Genomic DNA, 16,804 nt, shown 5'->3' with positions numbered 1-16,804 from the left:
GAAAGCCTCTTATTCTGCGGCCGAGGCCCCGGCCGGGGCAAATGCGGACGGTCACGCGGGCTTGATCGCCCCGGTCCTTATAGTCGCGCACCTACTCCCGTATGGGGATGTCGCCATGAAACCGCAGTCCCTGGCCAGCCTGGCCGTGATCCTGGGTACCTTTACCGCGCTCGCCCTGCCCTTCGCCCCTGCCGCTGCGCAGGATGGGGTGGTCCGTTGCGAGAGCCAGAACAACCGCGAACGCATCTGCAACACCGGCTGGCGCGACGCCCGTCTGGTTCGCCAGCTGTCCGGCTCGGCCTGCGTGGAAGGCCGCACCTGGGGCACCCGCAATGGCAGCATCTGGGTCAACAACGGCTGCCGCGCCGAATTCACCCAGGGACGAGGTGGCTGGGGTGGCGGCAACGGCGGCGGCTGGGGTGGTGGCAACGGCAACGGCGGCACCGTGCGCTGCGAAAGCCAGGACAACCGCGAACGCAGCTGCCCGGTCGGCTGGCGCAACGCGCGCGTGGTCCGGCAGATATCCGGCACCCAATGCGTGGAAGGCCAGAACTGGGGCGTGCGCAACGGCGCCATCTGGGTCAATCGCGGCTGCCGCGCCGAGTTCGCCGAGGCCCGCGGTGGCTGGGGCGGCGGCAATGGCGGCGGCTGGGGTGGCGGCAACAGCAATTACACCGTGACCTGCAGCAGCAACAACAACCGCCAGCAGAGCTGCAACTGGGATGAACGCCAGGGCCGGCCGGTGCTGCAGCAGCAGCTGTCCGGAAGTGCCTGCCAGGAAGGCCGGACCTGGGGCTACTCGCGCGGCAACGTGTGGGTCAGCAATGGCTGCCGGGCGCGCTTCGGCACGCGTTGAGGGCAGGGTCGGATCCCTGGCCGACGGCCAGCGCTCGGCCCCTTGGGTGCGTGCAATGCTGGGGTCGGAGCCCTCCACAGGAGGGAGCCGACCCCGGAATCAGCGTGCCGGCGAAGCCTGATCCCCCCAGGGGGCGGGCGGCAGTGCGACCGGCTTGCTGAGGTCGAACTGGACCCGGAATCGCCGGCCCTCCGGACGGGTCAGCTCATAGACGAAGCGCTGGTCCGGCTCGATCTCCATCGCCCAGGTGTTGTGGGTTGAAGCCAGCATGTCGGCACGACGGAACATCGCCACCGATTCGCCATCGGCGGGGAACTGCTGGCGTTCGGCGGTACCCGGCGGCGTGCTGTCGCCCCCGTACAGGGTGATCGCATCGGGGCTGCCATCGGCGTGGCGGTGATCGTGCTTCAGGCGCACGCCGTGCTCGGTGCGGGTCAATACCCAGGTGCGCGAATGGTCATCGCCCACGTGGAACGGGATGCGCAGCTCATGCCCCGGGTCGGCACAGCCACGCACATGCATCACCAGCTTCTGCCCGGCAAAGGGATCCTTGCCGGTGGGCGCCGGCGTGTCTTCCACCACCGTGCCCTCGTAGGCCTGGCCGCAATGGGCTGCGATGGCGGCCATGAAGGCGTCGGCCGGTGCGGTCGCCAGATCGTGGTTGACCGTATGCGATGGCTGCGAGCAGGCGGCGAGGCCGAGCAGGGCGAGGGCGGAAGCAACAGCGGCGATCGGTTTCATGCCCCAACCCTAACGGCCATGGCCGATGCGCGCAAACCGCACTCCCTGGATCTGCCTCAGCGCTCGGCTGCTGGGGTAGCGGCAACCACTTCCGTCGCTGCCACCGGCGCATCTTCGCCCTGCCCTGCCGGCTCCTGCTCGACCGGATCGACATCGAACGGCGTGCGGAACACCAGCGAGGGCAGCAGCGTGGTCAATGCGGCGTACAGTAGCAACGCGCCGAACAGCACCGCCGGAATCTGGAAGCGATCGCGCATGATCGCGGCCAGCACCAGGGTGAAGATCAACGTTGGTGCCAGCGCCAGCGACACACGCAGGCTGCTGCGGAAGCTTTCGCCGAACATCACGCGGCGCTGCAGCCAGACCACCGCGATGCGCAGCGGCAGCACCACCAGGGTGATGACGATGCCCAGCCCCAGCGCTTCCCAGCTCAGTGCTTCGCTGGGTACCTTGGTGCCGGCGTTGAAGAAATAGAACGGCACGAAGAACGAGGCGAACAGACGCAGCGCATGCAGGTTTTCGTGCGAGGCCAGCAGCGGCATGCGCTGGTGCAGCAGGCGCGCGACCAGGCCGGCGATGAAGGCGCCGACCAGGTAGTACACGCCCAGCAGGTAGGTGATGTACGCCGCCACCATGCCGACCATCACCAGCAGCGAGAATTCCGAGCCCGGCGCATGCGGCGCAACCCAGCGGCCGAGCGCGATGAACACAAGCGGCAGGCCGATCATCATCGCCAGCAGCGCCGTGCTGGACAGCGCCATGTGCGCCGGATCCCCCGCCTGCAGCACGATGAACAACGCCGCCAGGGCCAGCAGTTCACCGGCGATGGCCTTGCTGGTGACCCAGAACCGTTCGTCCTCGCTCAGCCCCAGCCGAGACAGCGAATCCATGATGAAGCCGGTGGACGGGGTCAGCAGCGCCAGCGCCAGCAGCCCTGCCGCCTGCCATGGCAGACCGGCGTAACGCCAGGCCAGCCAGCCGACGCCGAACAGGGTCGCACTGCGGATGAGCAGATGCGCCAGCAGCGGCCACATGCCACGCCGCAGGGCTTGCAGGTCAACCTCCAGGCCGGCGAACAGGAACAGCGAAGAGATGCCCAGCGTGGCCAGCAGTCCGATGACCGCGTCGTGCACCTGGTCGCCCAGCCAGAGCATGCCGATGATGCCGAACAGCAGGCAGGTCAAGGGCGCGGGCAGGCTGAACCGCTGCAGCGCGCGCGGGATCACCAGCAGCGCGAAGATCAGCAGCAGGTAGACCAGTTCATGACTCATCGGCGACTTCCATGCGGATCGAAGGCGCGCAGGATGCACGCCTGCGCGCGACGGGACAAGTAGAACATTGCTGAAAAGCAGCCTCTGTTGCGCAGACTCCGTGCGCAGCCGCTGCGGTCAGGCGATCAGCCCATCGGCGATGCGCCCAACCTGCGCAAGCACCGCCGCGCGCTGCTCGAAGCTGATCGCGCCCGCCTGCAGATAGGCCGTCACGATCCACGGCGAACCACCCTGCACTGGCCACAACACGGCGATGTCGTTGCGGGCGTCTTCACCATTGCTGCCGGTCTTGTCGCCCACCCGCCAGCGTTTGCCCAGGCCTGCACGAAGGCAGGCATCGCCGGTTTCGTTGTCGATCAGCCAGTCGGCCAGCTGCTGGCGTGAGGCCGGCTTGAGTGCATCGCCCAGCACCAGCCGCTGCAGCGTCGCAGCGATGGCCGCCGGGGTGGTGGTGTCGCGTGGATCGTCGAAGGCGAAGCTGTTCAGTTCCGGCTCCAGGCGATCGCTGCGGGTGATCGTGTCGCCGGTGGCGCGCAGGAACGCGGTCACGGCCGGCGGCCCACCGATCGCTGCGAACAACAGATTGGCGGCGGTGTTGTCGCTGGTGATCAGCGTGGCCCGGCACAGGTCACGCATGGTCAGGTCCTTGCCGACGTGGCGGCGGGTGACCGGCGCGTGCTCGAGGATGTCCTGCGCCTGCACCGGCAGGCGCCGGTCCAGCAGTGCCGGATCGCGCTCGGCCTGTTTGAGCACCGTGGCGGCCAGCACGCTCTTGAAGGTGCTGCAGAGCGGGAAACGCTCGTCCTGGCGATGGCCGAGGCGACGGCCACTGCCGATGTCGAGCAGGGTCACGCCGAGTCGACCGCTGCACGCCTTTTCCAGCGCGGCGAAATCGCTGGCGGAGGCGATGGCGGCAGAGGTTGGCGCAGCAGCCATGGTTGTTGTGGCGGCACGGGCGAGCAGCGGTGCCGCAAGCGCGGAAGCGGCGGCAGCTCCACTGAACTGCAGGAATCGGCGACGAGCGAGCATTCGGATTCTCCTGGGCGAATTCCGATTATCGGAGCCCATCAATGCTGGCTACCAGCGCGAATTTTCATGAGGAGACATAAAATTACTTTATGCCTAACGCACGCAGTTTGCCGCCATTTCAAAGCCACACATCAACCAGATACGATCAGCCATCATTCCCGCTCACGGCTCACGCATGCTCCACCCCACTCTGCCGCTGAATGCGCTGCGCGCCTTCGAAGCCGCTGCCCGGCACCAGAACTTCACCCGGGCTGCTCTGGAACTCTGTGTCAGCCAGGCCGCGCTGAGCCACCAGATACGCGGGCTGGAAGACCGTCTGGGCGTCCGCCTGTTCCATCGCCTGCCGCGCGGCGTGGCGTTGACCGAGGAAGGAGCGGCGCTGTACCCGGTGCTGAATGAATCCTTCGAACGCATTTCAGCCAGCATCGCCCGCTACACCGGCGGCCCCGCACGGGAAGTGCTGACGATCGGCGTGGTCGGTACCTTCGCCACCGGCTGGCTGCTGCCACGGCTGGCCGCGTTCGACGCCGCGCACCCGGATATCGAGCTGCGGCTGCAGACCCACAACAACCGCATCGACCTGGCCGGAGAAGGTCTGGACCTGGCGATCCGTTTCGGTGATGGCGACTGGCAGGGGCAGACCTGCACGGCGATCCTGGATGCGCCGTTCGCACCCTTGTGTGCACCGGCACTGGCGCGGCGGCTGAAGCATCCGCGCGACTTGGCGAACTTGCCGCTGCTGCGTTCGTACCGCAGCGACGAATGGCCACGGTGGCTGCAGATGGCCGGAGCCAACGGCGTGGAAGCACGCGGACCGGTGTTCGATTCGTCGTTGACGCTGGCCGTGGCTGCCGCCGGTGGCGCAGGCGTGGCCTTGCTGCCGCTGCGCATGTTCGAGGCGGACCTGGCCGAGGGCCGGCTGCTGCAGCCGTTTGCCACCACGCTGGAGCTGGGTCGCTACTGGCTGACCCGGCTGCGCTCGCGTGCCGAACGGGAGCCGGCCAAGCGGTTCCGCGAATGGCTGCAGGCGCAGGGATGAAACACGTGCGCCGCCGGTAGCGCCGGGCCATGCCCGGCGAGCGCAGCGGATGGGAAAAGCCGCCGGGCATGGCCCGGCGCTACCGATGGAATCAGGATTCCAGCAGTTCCATCCAGGCCGCTTCGGCCTTTTCCAGCTGCGCAGCGGTGGCTTCGCGGTCGCGACCGAGCACGGCCATGCGCGTGGCATCGGCGTAGTTGCTCGAGTCGGCAAGCTGCCGGTCCAGTTCGGCCAGCACACTTTCCAGCTCAGCGACCTTGGCTTCGGCACTGGCCAGCTTGTGCGGGTTGACCGGCTTCTTCTGCACCATCTGCGCGACCGGTGCGGTCTTGACCACCACCGGTTCCTCCTCCTGCTCCATGCGTACCTTGGTGCCCTGCGCCTGCGGACGCGTGCGCAGCCAGGCGGCATACGCGTCGAGGTCACCGTCGAACGGTTCGACCACACCATCGGCCACGCGCCAGAAGGTGTCGCAGACCAGGCCGATCAGATGGCGATCATGCGAAACCATCACGATCGCGCCGTCGAAATCGGCCAGTGCTTCAGCCAGCGCTTCGCGCATTTCCAGGTCAAGGTGGTTGGTCGGTTCGTCCAGCAGCAGCACGTTCGGCTGCTGCCAGGCGATCAACGCCAGCGCCAGGCGTGCGCGCTCGCCACCGGAGAATCCATCCACCGGTTCAAAGGCACGGTCGCCCGGAAAATTCCACTTGCCGAGGAAGTCGCGGAATGACTGGTTCGGTGCATCCGGGGCCAGGTCGCGGAAGTGTTCCATCGGCGACTGGCCTTCATGCAGCGACTCGACCGTGTGCTGGGCGAAGTAGCCGATGCGCAGGTCCGGGTGCGCGGCGCGTTCGCCGCCGATCGGTGCCAGCTCGCCCACCAGGGTCTTCACCAGGGTGGTCTTACCAGCGCCATTGGGGCCCAGCAGGCCGATGCGCTGCCCCGCTTCCAGGCCGAAGCCCACGTTGTGCAGGATCACCGAATCGCTGCCGTAGCCGGCCTCGACGTGGTTCAGGCGGATCAGCGAGAACGGCAGCTTGGCCGGCGGTGCGAACTCGATGCGGAACTCGCGCTCGGCGCGCACCGCCTCGGTACCGGCCAGCTTGGCCAGGCGCTTCATCCGGCTCTGTGCCTGCGCGGCCTTGCTGGCCTGGGCCTTGAAGCGGTCGATGAAGCTCTGCAGATGGGCGCGCTCGGCCTGTTCCTTCTCGTGCGCGATCTGCTGCTGGCGCAGCTGTTCGGCGCGCTGGCGCTCGAAGTCGGTGTAGCCGCCCGGGTAAAGCTTCGCGCCGCCACCGTGCAGGTGCAGGGTGTGGGTGGCCACGTTGTCGAGGAACTCGCGGTCATGCGAGATCAGCAGCAGGGTGCCCGGGTACTTCAGCAGCCACTGTTCCAGCCAGTAAACCGCGTCCAGATCCAGGTGGTTGGTCGGTTCGTCGAGCAGCAGCAGGTCGCTGGGCATCATCAGCGCGCGGGCCAGGTTCAGGCGCACGCGCCAGCCTCCGGAGAACGAGGACACCGCGCGGTGATGCGTTTCGGCCGGGAAACCCAGGCCGTGCAGCAGCTTGCCGGCACGCGCTTCGGCGTCGTAGGCATTCAGCTCGGCCATGCGCGTATGCGCCTCGGCCACCGCTTCCCAGTCCTCGCGGGCGGTGGCGTCGGCCTCGGCGGCCAGCACCGCTGCCACCTCGATGTCGCCGCCCAGCACGAAGCTCAGCGCCGGGTCCGGCAGTGACGGGGTTTCCTGGGCGACGCTGGCGATGCGGATCTTGCCGGGCAGGTCGACGTCACCCTTGTCGGCCTCCAGCTCGCCCTTCACCGCCGCGAACAGGCTGGACTTGCCAGCACCGTTGCGGCCGACCACGCCTACCCGGTAACCGGCATGCAGAGTCAGGTCGACATTGGACAACAGCAGCCGCTCGCCGCGGCGCAAGGCGAAATTACGAAGCGAAATCATGGGGGGAGGCGTCCATATAACCGAATGGAATGTGCTGGTAAGCACTGTTCCTGCGACGCAATTCTAACGTTAACGAATACTTGACGCGCCCCGGGATGCGCGGCGGGCGACGTTCCTCTCTCCCACGTCCTGTCCGCGCGCCTCCCGGGCCCCTCCCCCGTCACTGCCTGTCGCAGCTAAATGGTTGCTGCTGCAACGTTTTTTCTGATGACCGGCATTTGACAGGCACTGAATATCCCGTTAATTCCTGTATTGCGCACCGCAACAACCGTCGTCCGCTCACCCCCGTGATGTCGATTCCGGTGCCATCCCGCCAACCGGAGCCCACTCCCGATGACCCGCAAGACCAGCCTGATCGCCGCCGCCGTCGCTGTCGCACTCGGTGGCTCTCCGTTCGTTGCCGCCGCCCAGCAGGCCGGCACCGCCCCCAACACGCTGGATACGGTGATTGTCACCGGCACCCGCGTGGCCGACCGCACGGTCGCCGAATCGCAGTCGCCGATCGACATCATCACCCCCGAGATCCTGCAGTCCACCGGTACCGGTGAGCTGGCCACCGCGCTGTCGCGCGCGCTGCCGTCGCTGAACTTCCCGCGCCCGGCACTGACCGACGGCACCAGCGGGGTGCGCCCGGCACAGCTGCGCGGCCTGTCGCCGGACCAGGTGCTGGTGCTGGTCAACGGCAAGCGCCGCCACACCTCGGCGATGATCAACGTCAACGGCAGCATCGGCCGTGGTTCGTCGGCGGTGGACATCAACGCGATTCCGATCGCCGCCATCGAGCGCGTCGAGGTGCTGCGTGACGGCGCCTCCGCACAGTACGGTTCGGATGCCATCGCCGGCGTCATCAACATCGTGCTGAAGGGCAGCGGCAGTGGCGGCAGCCTGGCCGTCGACTACGGCCAGTACTCGGCCGGTGACGGCAACAAGTACCAGCTGTCCGGCGATACCGGCGTGGAATTCGGCAACGGCCGTGGCCGCGTGCACGTGGCCGGCCAGATCAGCCAGCAGGACGAGAGCGACCGCGCCGGCCCGTACCGCGGCACCACGCCCAACACCGGCAATTTCCCCAGCATCGGCCAGACCACCTTCATCGTCGGTGACCCGAAGGTCGACGCCACCGCTGCCTCGGTCAACGCCAGCTTTGATTTCAGCGACCACGTGACCGGCTATGCGAGCGCGCTGCTCAGCAACCGCGACATCACCTCGTTCGCGTTCTACCGTTCGCGCAACCACAGTGGGCAGAGCGCGCTGCTGGCGCAGACCTACCCGGACGGCTACGTGCCGCAGATCAACCAGTACTCCAAGGACCGCTCGCTGGTGGCCGGCGTCAAAGGCAACACCGACAACGGCTGGACCTGGGACCTGAGCCTGAACCACGGCGAGAACACCCTGGATTTCCACACCCGCAACAGCATCAACTACAGCTTGGGCGCGACCAGCCCGCGTTCGTTCTACGACGGCACGCTGAAGTATCAGCAGGACATCTTCAACGCCGACCTGACCAAGTCGCTGGACTGGGGCCTGGCCTATCCGGTCACACTGTCCTTCGGCGGTGAGTACCGTCGTGAGAAGTGGGACCAGAACCCGGGTGAACTGAACTCCTACACCGGCACCGGCGCGCAGGGCTTCGCCGGCTTCACCCCGACCAACGAAGTGCACACCGACCGCCACAACTACGCGGTCTATGCGGGCCTGGAAGCGGACCTGACCGAGAAGTTCTCCGCCGGCATCACCGGCCGCTACGAGGACTACTCGGACTTCGGCGACCGCTTCTCCGGCAAGCTGTCGGCGCGCTACGCGTTCACCGACAAGGTCGCGCTGCGCGCCACCGCCTCCAGCGGCTTCCGCGCACCGTCGCTGGCCCAGCAGGGTTACCAGGCGGTCACCAGCCAGTTCCTCAACGGCGTGTTCGTTGAACGCGGCACCTTCCCGACCACCAGCCCGGCTGCGCAGGCGCTGGGCGCGTCGCCGCTGAAGGCAGAGACCTCCACCTCTTACAGCCTGGGCCTGGTGCTGCAACCGGTCGACCGCCTGTACATCACTGTCGACGCGTACCAGATCGACATCGATGACCGCATCGCGTTGTCGTCCAGCATCACCACCAACGCCGCCTCCAGTGCGCTGCTGGCCGGGCTGGGCCTGCCGCAGGTGACCGCGTTCTCGTACTTCACCAACGGCCTGGACACCCGCACCCGTGGCGTCGACTTCGTGTCCAGCTACACCGTGCCGTTCAGCGCCAGCAGCCTGGAACTGACCGCGGCCTACAGCTACAACGACACCGAAGTGCAGCGCGTTGGTGGCACCCCGGCGGTGTTCGGCACGCTGGGCCTGACCCAGTCGCTGATCGGCCGCGATGAGATCGGCCGCATCGAAGACAGCTATCCGCGCGACAAGACGATCCTGAGTGGCACCTGGCGTTCGGATCACTGGGAACTGGGCCTGGCCGCGACCCGCTACGGCAAGTTCACGGTGCGCAACTCGGCCACGGCCGCGCGTGACCAGACCTACGGCGACAAGTGGGTGCTGGACGCTTCGGCCAGCTACAAGCCGAGTGCCAACTGGACGCTGACGGTGGGTGCCGACAACCTGCTGGACGAGTACCCGGACCGCACCGAGGATCTGCAGAACTCGACCTTCGGCATGCTGCCGTACAGCAACTACTCGCCGTTCGGCTTCAATGGCGCGTATGTGTACGGGCGGATCAAGTACAACTGGTAAGCGGATGCAGGTGCCGGACCTGCGGCCCGGCGCCCGCCGAGACAACGGCAACCGCAACACCTTCGGTAGGGCCGGCCGCTGGCCGGTAACAACGCGCGGGCAAACCCGCGGGCCACGGATCATGGCCTGCGGGTTTGCCGTATCTGGCCGTATCGGTGAAAATCGGGGTACCCCCCTGTTTCCTGCGAGAGCCGATGCACCATGACAACGACCTGATCAACATCGTTGCCGTTGGTCTCGGGCTCGCCTTCATCTTCGGCGCGCTGGCCAACAAGCTACGCTTGTCTCCTCTGGTCGGTTACCTGGTTGCTGGCATCTGCGTCGGTCCGTTCACCCCGGGCTTCGTCGCCGACCAGGCATTGGCCAACCAGCTGGCCGAACTGGGCGTGATGCTGCTGATGTTCGGCGTCGGCCTGCACTTCTCGCTGAAGGACCTGATGGCGGTCAAGGCCATCGCCATTCCTGGTGCCATCGGCCAGATCCTGGTCGCGACCCTGCTCGGTTGGGGCCTGGCGGCGCTGATGGGCTGGCCGCTGATCCACGGCGTGGTGTTTGGTTTCGCGCTGGCCACGGCCAGTACCGTAGTGCTGCTGCGCGCGATGGAAGAGCGCCGCCTGCTGGAAACCCAGCGCGGCAAGATCGCAGTCGGCTGGCTGATCGTCGAAGACCTGGCCTGCGTGCTGGCACTGGTGATGATGCCGGTGATGGCCGGCGTGTTCGGGCCCGACGCGGCCAATGAACACCACACCATCGGTAGTGTGCTGGCCAGCATCGGCTGGACGTTCGTGCAGCTGGGCCTGTTCGTGGCGGTGATGCTGGTGGTCGGCCGCCGGGTCATTCCGTGGATCCTGGAGCGCATCGCCGGTACCGGCTCGCGCGAACTGTTCACCCTGTCGGTGCTGGCGATCGCGCTGGGCGTGGCATTCGGTTCGGCGATGCTGTTTGGTGTGTCCTTCGCGCTGGGCGCGTTCTTCGCCGGCATGCTGCTCAATGAATCCGAACTCAGCCACAAGGCGGCCAGCGATTCGCTGCCGCTGCGAGACGCCTTCGCGGTGCTGTTCTTCGTCTCGGTGGGCATGCTGTTCAATCCCAGCATCCTGATCGAACACCCCTGGCAGGTGCTGGCTACTGCCGGCATCATCATGTTCGGCAAATCGGCGGCGGCGTTCTTCATCGTGCGCGCGTTCGGCCATCCCACCGGCACCGCATTGACGATCTCGGCCAGCCTGGCGCAGATCGGCGAGTTCGCCTTCATCATCGCCGGCCTCGGCGTGACCCTGAAGATCCTGCCGCCCACCGGCCAGGCGCTGGTGCTGGCCGGCGCGCTGATCTCGATCATGCTCAATCCGCTGGTGTTCGGTCTGCTCGACCGCTGGCTGCTGAAGCACCAGGAAACCACGCCCACGGCGGTGGAGACCGAGCTGCCACCGGGGCCGTCGCTGGACCTGCACGACCATGCCATCGTCATCGGCTACGGCCGCGTTGGCAGCGCGCTGGCACAGGTGCTGCGCGACCGTGGCGTGCCGGTGATGATCATCGACGACAACAAGGAACACGTGGCCGAAGCACATGCGGCGGGCCTGCCCGGCATCCGCGGCAGCGCCGCTTCGGACAAGGTACTGGCCGAGGCCCATCCCGAGCGCGCCAAGATCGCGGTGCTGGCGATCCCGCAGCCGCTGGAAGCCGGTGAGACGCTGGCCAAGCTGCGAGCGATCAACCCTGACCTGACCCTGCTGGCGCGCGCGCACAGCGATGCCGAAGTGAAGCATCTGCTTGAACACGGTGCTGACGGCACGGTGATGGCCGAGCGCGAGCTGGCTTACTCGCTGGCGGAAATGGTGATGGCGACCCCGCCGTACCGCAGTCTTGGGCAGCACAGCATTCCGGTGGTGTGAGGGGTGTGCGGCAGGGCTGCGCCCTGCACCCTGCACCCGCGGTAGTGCCGGCCGCTGGCCGGCAACCGCAACGGCAACGGCAACAGCAAAAGCTGGCTTCCTGTGGGTTGGCGGGGTGGGGCCGGTTGCAGGGGACGCCGTGAATCCGTCCATGGAGGCTCGGTCGCGCCATCCATGGCGCTCACGCCCCCGCAACCGGACCCACCCCGCCTTCGACAGATCTCCGCGATCTGCCGGGATCGCATGGCCTGCTCTTGGTGGGTGTCGACCTTGGTCGACACGTCGATCCACGCCAGGCGTGGATGTTCTTCGTTCAATCGTCGAAGAATTCGATTTCGATTGAGATTCATCCACGCATGGCGTGGATCTACCGGGGTTGGCTGCGCCAAAAAAAATCCCCGGCCGACCCGCATCGGCCGGGGATGATATCGCCACGCCCTTGGAGAGCGTCTCTACCGTAGCGCGTTCCTGCAGCGGTGGTGATCGCCTATGGCGATGACGACCAAGCCGCCAGCTATCAGGCGTCAGCCAACGCCTGCTCCAGGTCAGCGCGCAGGTCGCCGATGTGCTCTATGCCGATCGACAGGCGCACGGTGTCCTCGCTGACCCCGGCCCTGGCGAGCTCGGCTGCATCCAGCTGGCGATGGGTGGTCGACGCCGGATGGGTGGCCAGCGACTTCGCATCGCCCAGGTTCACCAGCCGGGTGAACAGCTTGAGTGCATCGAGGAAGCGTGCGCCGGCAACGCGACCGCCCGGCAGGCCGAAGGTCAGCACGCCGGAGCCGTGGCCGCCCAGATAGCGCTGCGCCGCCGAGTGTTCGGGATCGTCAGCCAGCCCGGCATAGCGCACCCAGGCCACCTTCGGATGCGCGCGCAGGTACTGCGCCACTGCCAGCGCATTGGCGTTGATCCGCTCCATGCGCAGGGCCAGGGTCTCGATGCCCTGCAGGATGAGGAAGGCATTGAACGGTGACAACGCGGCACCGGTATTGCGCAATGGCACCACCCGCGCACGACCGATGTAAGCCGCCGCGCCGAGCGCTTCGGTATAGACCACGCCGTGATAGCTCGGATCGGGCTGGTTCAAGCGGGCGAAGCGTTGCGGCTGTGCCGTCCAGTCGAAGCGGCCGGAATCGACGATCGCCCCGCCCAGACTGGTGCCGTGGCCACCGAGGTACTTGGTCAGCGAGTGCACCACGATGTCGGCGCCATGTTCGAACGGGCGCAGCAGGAACGGCGTGGCCACGGTGTTGTCGACGATCAGCGGCACGCCCGCCGCATGCGCGACCTCGGCAATGGCGGCGATGTCGGTGACGTTGCCGCGCGGGTTGCCGATCGATTCAACGAACACCGCCTTGGTGCGCTCGTCGATCAGGGCTGCGAACGCAGATGGGTCAGCCGGATCGGCAAAACGCGTCTGGATGCCGTACTGCGGCAGCGTGTGGGCCAGCAGGTTGAGGCTGCCGCCATACAGCGCGCTGGCAGCGACAATGTTGTCGCCGGCCTCGGCAATGGTCTGGATCGCATAGGTGATCGCGGCCTGCCCGGAGGCCAGTGCCAACGCGCCAATGCCCCCTTCCAGCGCCGCAACGCGCTGCTCCAGCACGTCGGTGGTGGGATTCATGATGCGCGTATAGATGTTGCCCGGCACCTTCAGGTCGAACAGGTCCGCCCCGTGCTGGGTGTCATCGAAAGCGTAGGCCACGGTCTGGTAGATCGGCACCGCCACCGCGCGGGTGGTCGGGTCGGGGCGGTAGCCGCCGTGCACGGCCAGGGTTTCCAGTTGCCACTGCGGATCGCTCATTGCGCCAGGCTCCATCCGGGGAAACGCCCACCATAGGCCAGCCATCGACCGCCATTGAGAGCCCCTGGCGATGACGCCAGTACCGGCGGTTATCAGGTTGCCCGGGATTCAGGCAGACGTCATGGGCCATTGCTAGGCTTCGCCGCCGGGCCCTTCGCCCCGGACAAGGACGCCCTACCGATGCAGCCCTCCCCGTGGACTCCCGCCGCCGGCAACCCGACCCAGGTGCTGCTGGTCGAGGACGACCGCCGCCTGGCCGAGCTGGTCAGCGACTACCTGAGCGAACATGGATTTGCCGTGCAGCACGTGCCGCGTGGCGACCTGGCCAGCGCGGCCTGCCGCCAGCACGCGCCGGAACTGGTGGTGCTGGACCTGATGCTGCCTGGCCTCGGTGGCATCGACGTGTGCCGGCAGATCCGCAGTTTTTCCGACGTGCCGATCCTGATGCTGACGGCGTGCGAGGACGATATCGAAGAGGTACTGGGCCTGGAGTCCGGCGCCGATGACTATGTGCACAAGCCGATCGAGCCGCGCCTGCTGCTGGCGCGCCTGCGTGCGCTGCTGCGCCGTCGCCATGGCAGCGGCCCTGCAGGCGTGCCGTGCCGGCTGATGCATGGCGAACTGCTGATCGATCGCGTGCAGCGCGAGGTTCACCTGCATGGGCAGCCGGTGGAACTGGGCACCACCGAATTCGAGATCCTCTGGCTGCTGGCCAGCCAGCCCGGGCAGATCCTCTCGCGCGACCAGATTCTGCAGGCGGCGCGCGGCATCGGCTTCGATGGCCTGGACCGCAGCGTGGATGTCTGCATCGGCAAGCTGCGCCGCAAGCTGGGCGACGACGCGCGCGAACCTCGCCGGATCAAGACCGTCTGGGGCCGCGGTTACCAGTTCAATCCGTCGGCCTGGTCGGCGTGAAGCGTCTGTTCCTGTGGTTGTGGTTCGTCACCGGCGGCTGCCTGCTGGTGTCGGTGTTCAGCCTCAACCATCTGCTGGACCGCATCTACACACCCCTGCAGGAACGTGTCTTCGTCGAACAGGTGCGCGGACAGGTGTATGCGCTGCGCAGCGGACTGGCCGGCCTGGACCGCCAGCAGCAACAGCAGCGTCTGCTGCAGTGGCAGCCGCATTACGGCATTGCGCTGTCACTGCTGGATGCACCGCCCGTGCTCGATGACGAAGAGCGCAGTGCCCTGCGCGGGGACGGCTTCATCGTCCGTGAGCGCTACCAGCAGGTGCTGCTGCCCATCGAGGGGGCTGACGGACGCTGGCTGCAGCTGCGCCTTCCCGGCGAAGTGCAGATGACCCTGTACATGACCGCCGCCGCGTACCTGTGCATCCTGCTGCTGGTGGGCGCCTGCCTCTATGCGTGGGTACGCCTGCTGTGGCGCGACCTGGAGGCGCTGCGGGGTCATGCAGACCGCATCGGTGCCGGCGACCTGCAGGCGCGTGCGCAGGTATCGCCGCGTTCGCAGATCCGGGTCATCGTCGAGCATTCCAACCGCATGGCAGCGCGCGTGGCCGAACTGGTGCAACGGCAGCGCGATCTGACCCATGCCATTTCCCACGAGCTGCGCACGCCAATCGCACGCCTGGCCTTCGGCCTGGACCTGATGCAGGACAGCAACGATCCGGCGCGGCGGGCACACCTCGCTGCCGGCCTGCATGGCGATCTGGCCGAGCTCAACCGGTTGGTCAGCGAACTGCTGGCCTATGAGCGGCTGGAGCATCCCAACGACGCTGAGCCCATGCAGCGAATCGAGGCCAACGACTGGCTGCAGGCCTGCATGGAAGATGCACGGCGCGATGCCGAGCGCGCGGGCCTGGTGCTGCAGGTGTGGCCCAGTGCGCTGCCACGCGTTGACGCCGAGCCGCGCCTGCTGCAGCTGGCCCTGAGCAACCTGGTCGGCAACGCGATGCGTTATGCACGCACCCGTGTGGAGGTGTCACTGGTCAGCGTGGCCGGCAAGGCTTGTCTGCGCGTGGATGACGATGGCCCCGGCATCGCCGAAGGTGATCGCGAGAAGGTGCTGCGCCCGTTCACCCGTCTGGATGACAGCCGCAGCCGCGATACCGGCGGCTTCGGCCTGGGCCTGGCCATCGCCGGGCGCATCGCGGTTCGTCACCACGGCGAACTTCGCGTGGCACGCGCGACCCTCGGTGGCGCGCGCCTGGAAATGCACTGGCCAATGGCTGCCAGCTGAACGGCGCAGGCCGCGCTTACAGTTGCTTACAACTCCCGCACAACTGCGGACGGATTGGTCGCCGGCGTCCCGCCACGCTGGCGACCCAGCAGCACGCGCCGGATGCGCGCGCTGCACTTCCTCCCAATGCAGAGAGTTGCCATGTCCCACCTTCGCCGTTTCCCCCCCCTGCTCGGCCTGGCCCTGTTGCCCTTGTTCGCAACGTCCGCAGCGCATGCCAAGGATGACCAGTGGACCTTCGAGCTTGCTGCCGGTGGCGGTGTCGCCCCGCGTTACAGCGGCAGCGAGGAATTCCAGGCCGCCCCCACTCTGTCCTTCGACGTGACCTCGCCGGGCGGCTGGTTTCTGGGTACCAGCGGTGCGGGTTGGGGTACGGCAATCGGCGAACACACCCGCGTGCGTGCCTACGTCGGTGGCAGCGGCAGCCGCCGCGAGAAGAACTCGATCCTCGGCGGCTCGGACTTCCTGCGTGGCATGGGCGATATCGATACCCGGCCCCTGGTCGGCCTGGCGGCTGGCTATACGCTGGGTGAGGCGGTGCTGAGTGGTTCCTGGCAGTACACGCTGAAGGACGATGACAAGGGCGACAACGGCCTTGCCACCCAGCAGATCCACCTGAACCTGGAGATGCCGTTGTTCGATCTGGCCGGTGGCGTGGTCAGCGGCAGCGTCTCCACCGACTACGGCAACCGCGGCTACATGCAGACCTGGTATGGCGTCAGCCCTGACCAGGCCGCTCGCACCGGTTTCGCCCAGCACAAGCCCAAGGCCGGTCTGGTCAGCGCAGGCCTGGGCATGAAATGGAGCCATCACGCCGGTCGCAACGGCAACTGGTACATCGCCGTGGAAGGCACCCGCCTGCTGGGCGATGCGGCAGACAGCCCGATCGTGCAGAAGGCCAACCAGTTCGGGTTGATGACCGGGTATACGCACCGGTTCTGAGACTTGCCGGCAAGCGCCGGATGCGGCCGGTCGCTACAACCGAAACGGGGCGCTGCAATCGTGCAGCGCCCCGTTCGGCTCAGGCTCAGGCCTTGGCGAACACCAGATGCCCACCGTCGTTGCCCACTTCGATGGTATCGCCATTGGCGAACGCACCGGACAGGATCTTCTGCGCCAACGGGTTCTCCAGCTGTGCCTGGATCGCACGCTTCAGCGGACGCGCACCGTACACCGGATCGAAGCCGACGTTGCCGAGCAGATCGAACGCCGCATCGGACACCACCAGCTTCAGGCCACGCTCGGCCAGGCGCTTTTCCAGGCCGCGCATCTGGATGCGCGCGATCTGCT

The 16,804-nt window shown here is 67.1% G+C and carries 12 protein-coding genes and 1 pseudogene; 7 read left to right on the top strand and 6 right to left on the bottom strand.

Going from position 1 to position 16,804, the window contains the following annotated elements:
* Positions 1 to 115: 115 nt before the first annotated feature.
* A complete protein-coding gene (locus tag WKB25_RS15655) occupies positions 116 to 856 on the top strand; it encodes a DUF3011 domain-containing protein (RefSeq protein ID WP_340571691.1) in 741 nt (246 codons plus the stop codon).
* A 99-nt stretch (positions 857 to 955) separates the two neighbouring features.
* Here the strand turns inward: WKB25_RS15655 and WKB25_RS15650 are convergent, their stop codons facing one another.
* The 3 genes from WKB25_RS15650 to blaL2 all read right to left on the bottom strand — a co-directional run bounded on the left by WKB25_RS15650 (position 956) and on the right by blaL2 (position 3,897).
* Positions 956 to 1,597 carry a hypothetical protein gene (locus tag WKB25_RS15650; protein ID WP_340571690.1) on the bottom strand — a complete coding sequence of 214 codons (642 nt, stop codon included), beginning with the start codon at positions 1,595 to 1,597 and terminating at the stop codon, positions 956 to 958.
* Positions 1,598 to 1,653: 56 nt separating this feature from the next.
* The gene (locus WKB25_RS15645; protein ID WP_340571689.1) at positions 1,654 to 2,868 is read right to left on the bottom strand and encodes a cation:proton antiporter; all 1,215 of its coding nucleotides are present in this window, start codon (positions 2,866 to 2,868) and stop codon (positions 1,654 to 1,656) included.
* Positions 2,869 to 2,985: 117 nt separating this feature from the next.
* Complete coding sequence (gene blaL2 / locus WKB25_RS15640) at positions 2,986 to 3,897, bottom strand: L2 family extended-spectrum class A beta-lactamase (protein WP_340571688.1); 912 nt, start codon at positions 3,895 to 3,897, stop codon at positions 2,986 to 2,988.
* Between the two features lie 175 nt (positions 3,898 to 4,072).
* Here blaL2 and ampR point away from each other — a divergent pair, with 175 nt between their 5' ends.
* A complete protein-coding gene (gene ampR, locus WKB25_RS15635; protein WP_340571687.1) occupies positions 4,073 to 4,936 on the top strand; it encodes a LysR family transcriptional regulator AmpR in 864 nt (287 codons plus the stop codon).
* A gap of 91 nt (positions 4,937 to 5,027) precedes the next feature.
* Here the strand turns inward: ampR and WKB25_RS15630 are convergent, their stop codons facing one another.
* The gene (locus WKB25_RS15630) at positions 5,028 to 6,893 is read right to left on the bottom strand and encodes an ABC-F family ATP-binding cassette domain-containing protein (RefSeq protein ID WP_340571686.1); all 1,866 of its coding nucleotides are present in this window, start codon (positions 6,891 to 6,893) and stop codon (positions 5,028 to 5,030) included.
* Positions 6,894 to 7,226: 333 nt separating this feature from the next.
* Here WKB25_RS15630 and WKB25_RS15625 point away from each other — a divergent pair, with 333 nt between their 5' ends.
* Together WKB25_RS15625 and ybaL are read left to right on the top strand one after the other, a co-directional pair.
* The gene (locus tag WKB25_RS15625; RefSeq protein WP_340571685.1) at positions 7,227 to 9,614 is read left to right on the top strand and encodes a TonB-dependent receptor; all 2,388 of its coding nucleotides are present in this window, start codon (positions 7,227 to 7,229) and stop codon (positions 9,612 to 9,614) included.
* 194 nt (positions 9,615 to 9,808) lie between these two features.
* The gene (gene ybaL, locus WKB25_RS15620; RefSeq protein ID WP_340571684.1) at positions 9,809 to 11,509 is read left to right on the top strand and encodes a YbaL family putative K(+) efflux transporter; all 1,701 of its coding nucleotides are present in this window, start codon (positions 9,809 to 9,811) and stop codon (positions 11,507 to 11,509) included.
* A 517-nt stretch (positions 11,510 to 12,026) separates the two neighbouring features.
* Here the strand turns inward: ybaL and WKB25_RS15615 are convergent.
* Positions 12,027 to 13,313, bottom strand: coding sequence for an aminotransferase class V-fold PLP-dependent enzyme (locus WKB25_RS15615; protein WP_340571683.1), 1,287 nt, complete (start codon positions 13,311 to 13,313; stop codon positions 12,027 to 12,029).
* Between the two features lie 180 nt (positions 13,314 to 13,493).
* On the opposite strand from WKB25_RS15615, the gene WKB25_RS15610 reads away from it, so the two are divergent.
* From WKB25_RS15610 to WKB25_RS15600, 3 genes are all read left to right on the top strand, one after another.
* Complete coding sequence (locus tag WKB25_RS15610) at positions 13,494 to 14,228, top strand: response regulator transcription factor (RefSeq protein ID WP_340571682.1); 735 nt, start codon at positions 13,494 to 13,496, stop codon at positions 14,226 to 14,228.
* A complete protein-coding gene (locus WKB25_RS15605) occupies positions 14,225 to 15,514 on the top strand; it encodes an ATP-binding protein (RefSeq protein ID WP_340571681.1) in 1,290 nt (429 codons plus the stop codon). The genes WKB25_RS15610 and WKB25_RS15605 overlap by 4 nt, the downstream gene beginning before the upstream one ends.
* 141 nt (positions 15,515 to 15,655) lie before the next feature.
* Positions 15,656 to 16,456: a MipA/OmpV family protein gene (locus WKB25_RS15600; protein ID WP_340571680.1), complete on the top strand. Its 801-nt coding sequence runs from the start codon at positions 15,656 to 15,658 to the stop codon at positions 16,454 to 16,456.
* A gap of 85 nt (positions 16,457 to 16,541) precedes the next feature.
* On the opposite strand, the pseudogene WKB25_RS15595 reads toward WKB25_RS15600, so the two are convergent.
* Positions 16,542 to 16,804 (bottom strand): annotated as a pseudogene (locus WKB25_RS15595) (type VI secretion system ATPase TssH); the annotation flags it as partial.

The organism is Stenotrophomonas sp. G106K1 (assembly GCF_037969685.1).
Classification (GTDB): domain Bacteria; phylum Pseudomonadota; class Gammaproteobacteria; order Xanthomonadales; family Xanthomonadaceae; genus Stenotrophomonas; species Stenotrophomonas lactitubi.
Note: the sequence above shows the minus strand (reverse complement) of the source record. Positions and strands in the feature narration are given on the sequence as shown.